Genomic DNA, 12,578 nt, shown 5'->3' on the forward strand with positions numbered 1-12,578 from the left:
TAAATGAAAAATCTTTCATCTTTAGGTAAAACATTAATACTTTCAATAGTTTTAATAATAACAGTACTTACTACTATAATTTCATCTTTGTCTTTTTTAAAAGAAGAGGCAATAAAAACACACTTAGAAATTGCTAAACTACATGCAAATACTCTATCTGATCAAGTAACACAGTCTTATAATAATATTAATCTTTTAATATCAAATTTGATATCTGTAATTAATAAAGAAGAAGATTTTAATTCTTTACATTTAAAATCAAACAAGATTTTATTTAATAATCCTTTTATTAGATCAATTAATATTTTAGATACAAATCAAAATGTGATTTATAGTTCAAATAAGATGAATGATGGTTTACATATTGAACTAAATGATTTTTATCCAAAGCCTTTATTTAATCAGTCTGTATTAAGATTTGGAATTCCTTGGATTGGCAGAGATTTAATTGATGGTTTAAATGTTACACAATTAGATGAGGAAAAAACTAGTAAGACTGATTTATCTTTTATTCCCTTGATTAAGTATTTTGAAATACAAGGAAAAAGGTTTTATGTGCTAGTTAATATAAATAGTGAATATTTTATTAATAGATATATAGATAATCTTGATAGTTCTTTTGCTCATATAGATTTATTTAGAATTGATGGTTTTTTACTTTTTTCATCAAGAGCTGATACTTTACCTGGAAAACTTATTAAAAAAAGTAAACTTTATAATATTTCTTTAGATAAATCTCAATCTTGGGGAATCGAAAAATTAGGAGAAAAACAATACATTACCTCATATAAACTAGCAGAAGTTTTTCCTTTAAATATAGCTATTAGAATAAATTTAGAAGAGACTTTAAAAGATTGGGAGGATAAAACCTCTAATATTTCTATTTTAATAGTTTCTTTAGTAATAGTAAGTGCAATTTTAGTTATAGCTTTAATTTATAAGTATCAGTTAGAAAATGAAAGAGAGCGTAAATTTCAACAAAAGCAAATACAAGAACAAAAAAAGTTTCAAATCTTATTTGAACAAACAATTTTTCTTGGTGCAATAATGAAAAATGATGGAAGTATAGTTCAGGTAAATAATAAATGTTTGAGTTACTTAAAAGAAGATGAGAATCAAACTTTGAAAAAGAAGTTTTGGGAATTGTCTTGTTGGGAAAAAGAAGAAAAAGATTATATAAAAAACTTGATATTAAATGAAAATCTTTTAAAACATATTCCTCAAAGAGAATTGAAAATAAATAATAAAAATAATGAACAAAGAATTATAGAGTTTTCATTAGTTCCTCTACATAATAATGGAAGTTTGGAGTTAGTAGCATTAAGTTTAGATATCACAGAGAAAAAGCAAAAAGAGGAGCAATTAAAGCAGGCTTATACTGTTTTCCAAAATGCTCATGATGGTATTATTGTTACTGATGAAGAAACAAATATTATAAATGTAAATAGTGCTTTTGAAAAATCTACAGGTTATTCTTTAGATGATATATTTATGTTAACTCCTACAGTTTTACAATCAGGGCTTCATGATGAAGAGTTTTATAAACTTATGTGGAAAGATATAAATGAGTTTGGTTTTTGGGAAGGTAATCTAGTAAATAAAAAGAAAAATGGTGAGCTTTATAATGAGTATATTACTATAAGTGTAGTATATGATGAAGAAAATAAAGTAAAAAACTATATAGGAATTTTTTCAGATATTACCAATCAAAAAAGACAAGAAGAAAAATTAAAAGAGCAAGAACAAATGCTTCATCAGCAATCAAAAATGGCTGCTATGGGTGAAATGATTGAAAACATAGCCCATCAGTGGAGACAACCACTTTCTATAATTTCAACAATTTCAACGGGAATTAAATTAAAAAAAGAGTTAGGAGTTAGTAAAGAAGAAGATGAAATTATTGAATTAGGAAAAATAAATGATGCTTCACAATATTTATCTCAAACAATAGAAGACTTTAGAGATTTTTTAAGAACAGATAAACCTAAATCTATTTTTAATATTCAAAAATCTTTTGATAAAAGTTTAAAACTTATTAGTTCAAAACTAAAAAATAGAGAAATAAATATAAAAAAAGATATAGAAAGAATAAATATTTTAGGTATAGAAAATGAATTAATTCAAGTTTTTTTAAATATATTCAATAACTCAAGAGATATTTTAGAACAAAGTAAATTAAATAATAAAGTTATATGGATAAAGGTTGAAGAAAAAGATTCAATGGCAAATATCAAAATAATTGATAATGGTGGAGGGATCAATGAAAAAATAATTGATAGAGTTTTTGAACCTTATTTTACTACTAAACATCAATCAAAAGGCACAGGAATAGGACTTTATATGAGTAGGGAGATTATTGTAAATCACATGAATGGAACAATTCAGTGTTATAATATTCAATTTGAATATAATCAAAAAACATATACTGGTGCATGTTTTGAAATAGTTATACCTATAAGAAATTAATAAAAATTAGATAAATTAAAATAAAATAATACTTTTATGGTGCTAATTTATGTTATGCTTATATGTTCAGAAAGGATTAAATATGGATAAAATAGATTTTCTTAAACTTTTAACAGTAATATATGTTGAAGATGATGATATAGTTAGAGAACAAACTGCTAATTCAATTGAGAAACTATTTAAAGAATTACATATTTGTAGAAATGGACAAGAGGCACTTACTTTATATGATGAGTTAATAAGTAAAAATCAAAGAGTTGATGCCATAATTAGTGATATTAATATGCCTATTTTAGATGGTATTGATTTACTAAAAGAAATAAGAATCAGAAGTGAAGAAATACCTTTTATTTTTACAACTGCTTATACAGATGAAAAATACTTACTTAATGCCATAACTCATAACGCAACAGCATATATTTTAAAGCCTACAGATATTAGAATATTATTAGATAAAGTCTATAAAACAACTCACTCCTTCCATCAGCAAGACACAATAATAAAGCAAAAAAAAGAATTAGAGAAGTACTTAAATGCTATTGATAATGTAGCTATTGTATCAAAAACAGATACAAAGGGAAAAATTATATTTGCTAATGATATATTTTGTGAAATGGCACAATATACAAGAGAAGAATTATATGGTAAACCACATAATATTGTAAGACATCCAGATATGCCAAGAGCAGCATTTGAAGAACTTTGGAAAACAATAAAAAACGGAGATACTTGGCAAGGAAAAGTTAAAAACAAAGCAAAAGATGGAACAGCTTACTATGTAAATGCAACAATTATACCTATATTTGATGATATAGGAGATGAAATTATTGAATATGTTGGGATAAGATTCCTGACAACAAATGATGAACTTGAAAAAAGAGAATTTAAAAAAAGAGTACTTCAAAATATTCAAGAAACTAAAAAACAACATATAAGTAGTCAGAAAAAAATAAAACTCTTAGAAGAACAACTTAATACTTATGCAAATATAGATTTAGGTTCATTAAATAGAGATATTTTAGAATTGAAACAAAAATGTGATTCTCAAAATAAACAATTAAACTACTATGAAGATGAATTTAAAACATTAAAAGAAAAGAATACATATATTACAAATACTGCAAATGAAAAAGTAAAAAAAGCTTCAAAACTTGCGATAAATTTAAAAAGTGAAAATGATAAATTACTTGAAGAAAACAAAGAACTAAAAAAAGAAGTTGAAATAAAAAAGAAAGTAGTCTTAGAATTAGAAAAACGAATAACAGAAAAAAATAAATATATCGAAGATCTAAAAGATGTAATAAGTTTTAAAGAGAGTGAATTAAAAAATAATACTTAAGTATTTCTTCTTACTAAATAAAGACTAATAAAAGAAACAAAAGCAAAAATAGCACTATAAATAAATAATGAATCTCCATAAACCCAACCTGCAATTATCGCACCAATAAATCCTCCAAGTCCATAAGCAACCCCATACATAAACTGCTGTGCAAGTTTTTTATCTTCATATAAAGAATAAAGATATATTATTACGGCACTATGATATAAACCAAAAGAAAAAGCATGAATACTTTGACTTATAAATGTAATTGTAAGTGAATCAGGATAACAATAAAGCATTAACCACCTAGTAATGGTAATTGCTACACAAAATTTTATAATTGATAGAAGATTATTCTTTAAAAGCGGTGCTTGGAAATAAAGCATTAGTATTTCACAAATTACACCAAATGACCAAAGATAAGAAGTCATTTCTAAACTTATTCCATGTTGTGTTTCATAAATTGTGAAAAAGTTATAAAAACCTCCAAAACTCATTTGCATAAAAAATAAGCTAAGCCAAAAAGGCCAATATTTTAAAAAAGAGAATTTTTCACTGTTTTCTTGTGCTTTATGTTCAACATCATTTCTCATAAGTAATAAAGCAAAAATCACTGTTAATATATTTGTTGCTAAATAATAGTGTAGAGCGATTTTAGGTTCACTCAAAAATTTTGCTAAAACAAGTGATATAATCATAAAACCAATAGAGCCAAATAGTCTAGATTTGCCATATTTTTCTTTACCTAAATGTTTTATGGCAGAAACTTCTAAAAAAGGTAGAATTAAAGATAAACATACCCCTAAAATAGCATTATTTATCATAAACAGATAAAAACTATTAATTGTTATATAAAAGAGTAAAGAGCTTATTACAGACATAAATAAAGCTGTTTTGAAAACATTTTGATTAAGTTTTATATGCTTTAAAAATAAAAATGGAGTGACAAATCTCATAAGAGGAGCAAGTGCAAAAATAATACCTATTTCAAAAGAGTTATAGCCACTATCATATAAAACTTTAGGTAAAAAAATTATATAAACACCAACAGCTGCAAAATAAAAAAAATAAAATGCAGAGAGTTTAAAAAAAATAAATTTATTCGTCAATAATTATAGTCTTAGATATTAAATCTTGAAAAGTTTTTTTCTCTTTATTAAAAAAAGGTATGAACATTAAAAAGAAAGAAATCATAGCTATAAGCGTTGCTATATATCTTATAATAGCTTGAGAAAATGATATTCTTTGTAGATTTTCATTTACTATTTTAACACTATAAGCTTTCATCCCAGGAGTTTGAAATTTTACATACCAGAAAAATGTAATAATAATAGAAGTTATACCTAAAATTAATCCCCATCCAAGGGCTCTATTGTTCGCAAATTCATCTCCTCCACCTAAAACTAAATACATTATAATATAAGTTATTGGTGTAGTAATTAGAAATGCATCTGTCAAAAAAGCTTTAAATCTTAAGCTAAGAGATGCACAAGAAGAGATAGATTTTACTTCTTCTTGTTTTTTATTAAAGTGATTTCTCTCTTTATTCTTTTTTACATCTCTCCATTTAGCCATTAGTTACCTCTACTACCTGGTTTATAAGCAATATCTTTAAAATCACACTCATCAGGAGTGTACATTTTAAATGTAAAATCATCAAGTGCAAAAAGTGGTTTATCTAAAGGAAGTTTACAATTTTCTTGTCTTTGTAAATCACTTCCTTCTCTACTACAAAACCCTCTATTAGCAAGTGCTGCATAAGCTATAATATTTCCACCTGCATTTTCTACTTGTTTAGCAGCTTCAAGAGCAGAACCACCAGTTGTGATAATATCTTCACAAATGATATAGTTTTCACCCTCAGCAACTTCAAAACCTCTTCTAATAGTCATTTCACCATCAACTCTTTCTGCAAAAATAAATCTTACATCTAAAGCAGTTGCTAATGCAAACCCTGCAATTAATCCACCAAGCGCTGGTGAACATACTGCATCAACTTTAATACCAGCAGCTTTAATTTGTTCAGCTAAAGCTTCAGCAAGTAATTTAGCAGTTTTAGGATTTTCTAAAACTTTTGCAGATTGTAAATAAAATTTAGAATAGTTTCCACTACTTAATTTGAAATGCCCTTCAAGTAGAGCTTCTGAATCTTTATAAATTTGTTCTACATTCATTAAATTATACCGTTAAAATTTCTTGTTCTTTTGCTTTTAAAGTTTCATCAGCTTTAACCACGAAAGAATCAGTAATTTTTTGAATTTCATCTTGTGCTTTTTTACTCTCATCATCAGTAATTTCTTTATCTTTATGTAATACTTTTACTTTGTCATTTGAGTTTTTTCTAATATTTCTAATAGCAACTTTTGCATTATCAGTCATACCTTTAGCTTGTTTAGCTGTTTCTTGTCTTTGCTCAACAGTCATAGGAGGGAAGAATAATTTGATTACATCACCATCATTATTTGGGTTTACACCAATATTAGCATTTTGAATTGCTTTTTCAACATCAGTTAAAAGATTTTTTTCCCATGGGTTAATTACAATTGTAGTAGCATCTGTTGCAGTTACTGAACCAACTTGATTTAATGGAGTAGGTGTACCATAATAATCAATTGAAATACCATCTAAAATAGCAGTATTCACTTTTCCTGTTCTTAATGTTTTGTAATCTCTTTTTAAAGCCTCAATTGACTTTTCCATATGCTCAGTTGTTTCAGCATAAATCTCTTCTAACATTTAATCTCCTTTATTTAATTAATAATTTACTTGAAATTGTATAGTAGTCAGGGCTAATAGCTACTCTATTACGAGAGAACTTTAGCTTCTTATTTAAAATGAGGTCTATTATACCATCTTTTACTTTTATATCCTGCCATCCATATCCAGAAACATATAATTTCATGTTTTTTATATTTGGGTTTACTTTAACTTTAATTTGTCTTAAAACACCATCTTTAGGTGTAGTTTTAGGTTCAATCCAAGAAGCTTCTAAAGTTTTGTATTTTAATTTTTCTTTTAAATTTACTTTACCAACTAGTGCAACTCTATTGATATCATATCTATCACTTTTTTTATTGACACTTCCAGAACTTTGATTAGCAATATATTCAAAATCAAACTGTTTAATTACATCTTTTACTCTTTGGTCATATTCTCCATAAGGATATACATAACCCTTAGGTTTAAAGCCCATCTTTTCTTTAAATATTTTGTAAGATAATTTTGTATCTTCATAAATCTCTTCAGTACTTAACTTTGTAAGATGTTTGTGAGAATAAGAATGCAAAGCAATTTCACCATACTTTGAAGCTTCTTTTATTTGTTCCCATGACATAAAGTCACCATAATTCTTTTCTGTTGCTTCAACATAAACAAATAAAGTAAAAGGGTAATTATATTTTTTAAATAGTGGAAGCCCGTTATTATAAAAGCTTTTATAAGAATCATCAATATTAAAAGCAACCCAATTATCAGGCACTTCTTTATTGTTTTTAAGTTTATTAACTATTTCTATCATAGGTACAACTTTATACCCATGATCTTTAAAATACTTAAACTCTTTTTCTAATTCTTTAAGAGTAGTGTTTGTACTTTGATGTCTATCATCACCAAATCTATGATAAACAAACACGTGTGCATTTGCACTTAAGTAATAATATGAAATACAAAGAAGTAATAGATACTTCATAAGTCTATTATTCTTTATATTTATTTATTTGTAGGAACTACTGGTGCAGAACCTGGTGCTGCTGGAGCAGCTTGTTCAGTCTTTTGAATTGGTGTTTGAGGGATTAATGAATCAGTTTTAACCGTATCAATTGCACTCTTATTTCTTTGCTCATTATATAAATATCCTAAAGCAATTGTATTGATTACAAATACAAGTCCTAAAGCCATTGTAGCCTTTGTTAAAAAGTTTCCAGGACCTTTTGCTCCAAATAATGATTCGTTACTTCCGCTATAAGCTCCAAGTCCAATGCTTGAACTTTTTTGAAGTAAGATTACTATTGTTAATAAAATTGCTAAAACAAACTGAACTATTAGCAGTGTAGATGTCATAATCTATTTCCTTTTTGAAAAATGGTGTATATTTTATCTAAAACTTATTAATAAAAAGTTAAAATGATATTTATGTCAGTTAAAAATGAATTTTCTAAATACGCAAAAGAGTATCAATCTCATAATATCATACAGCAAATATGTGCAAAATCACTAGTTCGAGAACTTAAAACAAAACCTAAAAAAATATTAGAATTAGGTTGTGGTTCAGGGCAAGTTTTTTCACAAATATCTTGGGATATAGATTACTATAAAGCTATTGACTTTTCAGAATCTATGTGTAAACTTCACCCAAAAGCTAAAAATATTCAAGTTAAATGCTATGACTTTGATACAAAAGAGTTTTTAGAAGAGATAAAAGATGATAAATATGATGTAGTTTTATCTTCATCTGCATTACAATGGTCAAAAGATTTATCAAAAATTGTTAAACATTTATCTTTTATAACAAATGAAATAAATGCAGTATTATTTACTTCAAATACATTTAAAACAATACAAAAAGTATCAAATACAAAGTCACCTATATTAGATGAAAATTCAATAAAAGAGGCTTTTTCTAAATATTTTAAATGTGAATTTGAAACCATAATGTACAAATTAGAGTTTGATAATAAAAAAGATTTATTTGATTATATAAAAAAATCAGGGGTTAGTGGAGGAAATTCTGCTATGGATTTTAAAACAGCAAAAAAACTTTACAAAGATTATAACTTAGATTATTTAGAGTTTGAAGTTATCTTTGTTAAAGCTATATTATGTTAGTTAATATCTTTATTTAACACTAAATGTAAAAATCTAAGACTACTTAATAAACCAATAAAGTTTATATATAAGATTAAACAAGCTTCAACTGGTGAGTCAATTTCTTTCTTTATTATAGCTTGTGTATCATAAAGAATTGCTGCACAAAATAATATTGAAAAACATACTGCAATTATAAGTGCTAACGTTGTTGACCCAATAAACATATTTGATATAAACGCTATTAAAACTATCGAAAATGTAGAAGTAAGAATAGCACCTAAAAAATTAAAATCTTTTTCTGTAACTATCGCATAAAATGAAATAGCTATAAATGTAAGTGATGAAATAAAAAAGAATTGAATAAAAATAATTATATCTGCACCCATTTGAAGAAAGGGATTTGTTAACATGGCTGCAAAAGATAAACCTGTAGTGAAAGTAAATGAGTATAAAAGAATAATATTAAAAATGGGTATATTTTTAGCTAATAAAATTCCAAGTAATAGTCCAAATTCGATTCCAAGTATTAAAATTTTATCACCTACACTAAAATGCTTAATAAATTCAACACCAATATAAACACCAATAGCTGCAATTAATAGGGATAAAGACATTAATAAATAAGTATTTTTTAAAATATTACTATAGTCTATTTCCATATTTTCAGATCTTAATTTAGCAGTTTTCCTATACATAACTTCCTCATTATTAATAAAGTTATATATTATATTATAACTAGACTTAATTAATATTATTTAAAACAGTCTCTAAATTATAAAGTTCATATCTGATATATTTAAAGTTCTCACTATCTTCAATAGATGTAAGTTTGGTAAACTCTTCTAGTACCCTAGAGCTTTCTTGTGCTCTTTTAAAGTTAGCAATCATAATAGAATTTAAATCATCTCTATTTTGTTCACTTTTAATTGAACTTCTTAATACATCGTTTGCTACATCTCGTGTTTGAAGTAGTTCATTATAGTTATTAGTTCTAGCCAAGTGTCTTAAATTTTTTAGTTTAATAGCAGTATCTTTATCATTATAAACATATCTAAAGATATCTTCAACTACACGAATACCTTCACGTAGTCTATTTAAGTTTGCGTCAATTAGTCTTAATTTGTTTGAGTTCATATTATATTAATATAGTATAAATGATGATGAAACTAACTCCAAAAGGAGTTAGTTATTAATCATCACTGCTATTCATAATTCCAAGAATTTGTAATAGTGATATAAATAGATTAAAGAAATCTAAATATAAAGATAGTGCTGCTTCAATAGGTGAATCATAATGACCTTTGATAATATTCTGTGTATCATATAAAATGAATGCAGAGAATAATAAAGCACCAGCACTAGCAATCACTAGTTGGAACATAGATGATTGAATAAAGATATTTGAAATACCTCCTACAATCATAATAATTAAAGCAATGAATAAGAATTTCCCCATAGAAGAAAAATCTCTTTTAGTAGTCATTGCAAACATTGAAATACCACCAAATGCTACAGAAGTCATTAAAAAAGCTTGACCTACAATAGAAGCACCACTAGGCATTGCAAAAATTGCTGCAAGTAATGGAGCAATTGTTAAACCTGTAATAAATGTAAATAAGAACAATACAGCTAAGTTAACACCTGGTGTATGCTTAACTCTTGGTATTACAAAGAATATTAATGCTAATTCAACAGCAAATAATACCCACTTAACAGGTCCAGCTAGTATACCAACTATTTCTAAACCAATATATGCTCCAGCAGTTGCTGCTAATAATGATCCAGCAAATAACTGATAAGTTGCCTTAAGGAAACTCATTAATTCAGCTTTTGATGACTCCTGTGTATATTGAGATGTTTCATTAGAAAGATAATCTCTATTATACATGTTTCTATCCTTTATATTTTTTTGTGTAATTCTAGTATCTTACTGTTTAATTACATCTTTAATATTTACATTAATATTAAATTAGTTATATATTATGATAAAAAAGTAAATAGAAAATTAATAAAATATATTAAAAAATAAAAAAAGTTGAAAAAGAGAAGTAAAAACCCAATAAAAGCATAGTAAAAAGCAGAAAAAAAGACAAAAGGATTACAAATTGAGCAATTTAAGTTAATATTTAGGAAAACTTCTTGACAAAGGGGAGAAATTTGTCTATAATTCCCGTCCAATTTCAGAGGAACGACAAAAAGTTCTAAAGAGATTAAGATCTTTAAAAACGAAGGTTAATAAGAAGTAATTTTTATAAACCGAATATAGAATAAACGATATAAAAACAAGAAGAACAATTCTTGTCTATTTAAGTTTTTTACAATCAAAAGATTATAAAAACATTTTGAGTGATAGTTTTGTTAATGTAACAATTAATAAAAATTGTCAGTTTCAGATTTTTCAATTATGGAGAGTTTGATCCTGGCTCAGAGTGAACGCTGGCGGCGTGCTTAACACATGCAAGTCGAACGAGAACGGAACTAGCTTGCTAGTTTGTCAGCTAAGTGGCGCACGGGTGAGTAATATATAGGTAATGTGCCCTAGAGAAGAGGATAACAGTTGGAAACGACTGCTAAGACTCTATATGCCTTTAAGACAGAAGTCTGCAAGGGAAATATTTATAGCTCTAGGATCGGCCTGTACGGTATCAGTTAGTTGGTGAGGTAATGGCTCACCAAGACAATGACGCCTAACTGGTTTGAGAGGATGATCAGTCACACTGGAACTGAGACACGGTCCAGACTCCTACGGGAGGCAGCAGTGGGGAATATTGCACAATGGGGGAAACCCTGATGCAGCAACGCCGCGTGGAGGATGACACATTTCGGTGCGTAAACTCCTTTTATATAGGAAGATAATGACGGTACTATATGAATAAGCGCCGGCTAACTCCGTGCCAGCAGCCGCGGTAATACGGAGGGCGCAAGCGTTACTCGGAATCACTGGGCGTAAAGAGCGTGTAGGCGGGTGAATAAGTTTGAAGTGAAATCCTATAGCTCAACTATAGAACTGCTTTGAAAACTGTTCACCTAGAATATGGGAGAGGTAGATGGAATTTCTGGTGTAGGGGTAAAATCCGTAGAGATCAGAAGGAATACCGATTGCGAAGGCGATCTACTGGAACATTATTGACGCTGAGACGCGAAAGCGTGGGGAGCAAACAGGATTAGATACCCTGGTAGTCCACGCCCTAAACGATGTACACTAGTTGTTGTGAGGCTAGACCTTGCAGTAATGCAGTAAACACATTAAGTGTACCGCCTGGGGAGTACGGTCGCAAGATTAAAACTCAAAGGAATAGACGGGGACCCGCACAAGCGGTGGAGCATGTGGTTTAATTCGACGATACGCGAAGAACCTTACCTGGACTTGACATAGTAAGAACTTTTAAGAGATTAGAAGGTGTCTGCTTGCAGAAGCTTATATACAGGTGCTGCACGGCTGTCGTCAGCTCGTGTCGTGAGATGTTGGGTTAAGTCCCGCAACGAGCGCAACCCTCGTGTTTAGTTGCTAACAGTTCGGCTGAGAACTCTAAACAGACTGCCTGGGTAACCAGGAGGAAGGTGAGGACGACGTCAAGTCATCATGGCCCTTACGTCCAGGGCTACACACGTGCTACAATGGGGTATACAAAGAGCAGCGATACGGTGACGTGGAGCAAATCTCAAAAATATCTCCCAGTTCGGATAGTAGTCTGCAACTCGACTACTTGAAGTTGGAATCGCTAGTAATCGTAGATCAGCAATGCTACGGTGAATACGTTCCCGGGTCTTGTACTCACCGCCCGTCACACCATGGGAGTTGAACTCATTCGAAGCGGGGATGCTAAGATAGCTACCCTCCACAGTGGATTCAGCGACTGGGGTGAAGTCGTAACAAGGTAACCGTAGGAGAACCTGCGGTTGGATCACCTCCTTTCAGAGAAGAGAGAAGTTATTCGATTAACTTCTCCAAAGCTATCAAAGATAGCAAAAAAAAGGGTATATC

At 28.7% G+C, this 12,578-nt stretch carries 12 protein-coding genes and 1 rRNA gene; 4 read left to right on the forward strand and 9 right to left on the reverse strand.

Annotation, left to right across the window (positions count from 1 at the left end; genetic code table 11):
• The first annotated feature begins 3 nt into the window (after window positions 1–3).
• Both ACH5BK_RS05500 and ACH5BK_RS05505 read left to right on the forward strand, forming a co-directional pair.
• Window positions 4–2,466, forward strand: a complete 2,463-nt coding sequence (locus ACH5BK_RS05500; protein WP_404305246.1) for a PAS domain S-box protein — start codon at window positions 4–6, stop codon at window positions 2,464–2,466.
• Between the two features lie 82 nt (window positions 2,467–2,548).
• Entirely contained in the window at window positions 2,549–3,805 is a 1,257-nt protein-coding gene (locus tag ACH5BK_RS05505; protein ID WP_404305248.1) for a response regulator, read from the forward strand.
• On the opposite strand, the gene ACH5BK_RS05510 is transcribed toward ACH5BK_RS05505, so the two are convergent.
• From ACH5BK_RS05510 to secG, 6 genes are read right to left on the reverse strand one after another with little or no spacing between them, the layout of a single operon-like run.
• Window positions 3,802–4,896, reverse strand: a complete 1,095-nt coding sequence (locus tag ACH5BK_RS05510) for an MFS transporter (RefSeq protein ID WP_404305250.1) — start codon at window positions 4,894–4,896, stop codon at window positions 3,802–3,804. The two genes, ACH5BK_RS05505 and ACH5BK_RS05510, sit on opposite strands and share 4 nt — an antisense overlap.
• Complete coding sequence (locus tag ACH5BK_RS05515) at window positions 4,886–5,362, reverse strand: RDD family protein (protein ID WP_404305252.1); 477 nt, start codon at window positions 5,360–5,362, stop codon at window positions 4,886–4,888. The genes ACH5BK_RS05510 and ACH5BK_RS05515 overlap by 11 nt, the downstream gene beginning before the upstream one ends.
• Window positions 5,362–5,961: an orotate phosphoribosyltransferase gene (gene pyrE, locus ACH5BK_RS05520; protein ID WP_404305254.1), complete on the reverse strand. Its 600-nt coding sequence runs from the start codon at window positions 5,959–5,961 to the stop codon at window positions 5,362–5,364. The genes ACH5BK_RS05515 and pyrE overlap by 1 nt, the downstream gene beginning before the upstream one ends.
• A 4-nt stretch (window positions 5,962–5,965) precedes the next feature.
• Window positions 5,966–6,523, reverse strand: coding sequence for a ribosome recycling factor (gene frr / locus ACH5BK_RS05525; RefSeq protein ID WP_404305256.1), 558 nt, complete (start codon window positions 6,521–6,523; stop codon window positions 5,966–5,968).
• 10 nt (window positions 6,524–6,533) lie between these two features.
• Window positions 6,534–7,475, reverse strand: coding sequence for a polysaccharide deacetylase family protein (locus ACH5BK_RS05530; RefSeq protein WP_404305258.1), 942 nt, complete (start codon window positions 7,473–7,475; stop codon window positions 6,534–6,536).
• 20 nt (window positions 7,476–7,495) lie between these two features.
• A complete protein-coding gene (gene secG, locus ACH5BK_RS05535) occupies window positions 7,496–7,846 on the reverse strand; it encodes a preprotein translocase subunit SecG (RefSeq protein ID WP_404305260.1) in 351 nt (116 codons plus the stop codon).
• 72 nt (window positions 7,847–7,918) lie between these two features.
• On the opposite strand from secG, the gene ACH5BK_RS05540 reads away from it, so the two are divergent.
• Window positions 7,919–8,611, forward strand: coding sequence for a methyltransferase (locus tag ACH5BK_RS05540; protein ID WP_404305262.1), 693 nt, complete (start codon window positions 7,919–7,921; stop codon window positions 8,609–8,611).
• Here ACH5BK_RS05540 and ACH5BK_RS05545 read toward each other — a convergent pair.
• From ACH5BK_RS05545 to ACH5BK_RS05555, 3 genes are read right to left on the reverse strand one after another with little or no spacing between them, the layout of a single operon-like run.
• Complete coding sequence (locus ACH5BK_RS05545) at window positions 8,608–9,288, reverse strand: Bax inhibitor-1 family protein (protein ID WP_404305264.1); 681 nt, start codon at window positions 9,286–9,288, stop codon at window positions 8,608–8,610. The genes ACH5BK_RS05540 and ACH5BK_RS05545 overlap by 4 nt on opposite strands.
• Before the next feature lie 46 nt (window positions 9,289–9,334).
• The gene (locus tag ACH5BK_RS05550) at window positions 9,335–9,727 is read right to left on the reverse strand and encodes a thiamine-phosphate pyrophosphorylase (RefSeq protein ID WP_404305266.1); all 393 of its coding nucleotides are present in this window, start codon (window positions 9,725–9,727) and stop codon (window positions 9,335–9,337) included.
• A 55-nt stretch (window positions 9,728–9,782) separates the two neighbouring features.
• A complete protein-coding gene (locus ACH5BK_RS05555; RefSeq protein ID WP_404305268.1) occupies window positions 9,783–10,481 on the reverse strand; it encodes a Bax inhibitor-1/YccA family protein in 699 nt (232 codons plus the stop codon).
• 513 nt (window positions 10,482–10,994) lie between these two features.
• On the opposite strand from ACH5BK_RS05555, the gene ACH5BK_RS05560 reads away from it, so the two are divergent.
• A 16S ribosomal RNA gene (locus tag ACH5BK_RS05560) occupies window positions 10,995–12,509 on the forward strand.
• The last annotated feature ends 69 nt before the right edge of the window (window positions 12,510–12,578 follow it).

This window comes from Arcobacter sp. YIC-80, from assembly GCF_044841725.1.
Taxonomy (GTDB): Bacteria; Campylobacterota; Campylobacteria; order Campylobacterales; family Arcobacteraceae; genus Arcobacter_B.

Coding starts and splice junctions, on each gene's coding strand:
- ACH5BK_RS05500 (WP_404305246.1), top strand. CDS start 4: ATGAAAAATCTTTCATCTTTAGGTAAAACATTAATACTTTCAATAGTT.
- ACH5BK_RS05505 (WP_404305248.1), top strand. CDS start 2,549: ATGGATAAAATAGATTTTCTTAAACTTTTAACAGTAATATATGTTGAA.
- ACH5BK_RS05515 (WP_404305252.1), bottom strand. CDS start 5,362: ATGGCTAAATGGAGAGATGTAAAAAAGAATAAAGAGAGAAATCACTTT.
- pyrE (WP_404305254.1), bottom strand. CDS start 5,961: ATGAATGTAGAACAAATTTATAAAGATTCAGAAGCTCTACTTGAAGGG.
- frr (WP_404305256.1), bottom strand. CDS start 6,523: ATGTTAGAAGAGATTTATGCTGAAACAACTGAGCATATGGAAAAGTCA.
- ACH5BK_RS05530 (WP_404305258.1), bottom strand. CDS start 7,475: ATGAAGTATCTATTACTTCTTTGTATTTCATATTATTACTTAAGTGCA.
- secG (WP_404305260.1), bottom strand. CDS start 7,846: ATGACATCTACACTGCTAATAGTTCAGTTTGTTTTAGCAATTTTATTA.
- ACH5BK_RS05540 (WP_404305262.1), top strand. CDS start 7,919: ATGTCAGTTAAAAATGAATTTTCTAAATACGCAAAAGAGTATCAATCT.
- ACH5BK_RS05545 (WP_404305264.1), bottom strand. CDS start 9,288: ATGTATAGGAAAACTGCTAAATTAAGATCTGAAAATATGGAAATAGAC.
- ACH5BK_RS05550 (WP_404305266.1), bottom strand. CDS start 9,727: ATGAACTCAAACAAATTAAGACTAATTGACGCAAACTTAAATAGACTA.
- ACH5BK_RS05555 (WP_404305268.1), bottom strand. CDS start 10,481: ATGTATAATAGAGATTATCTTTCTAATGAAACATCTCAATATACACAG.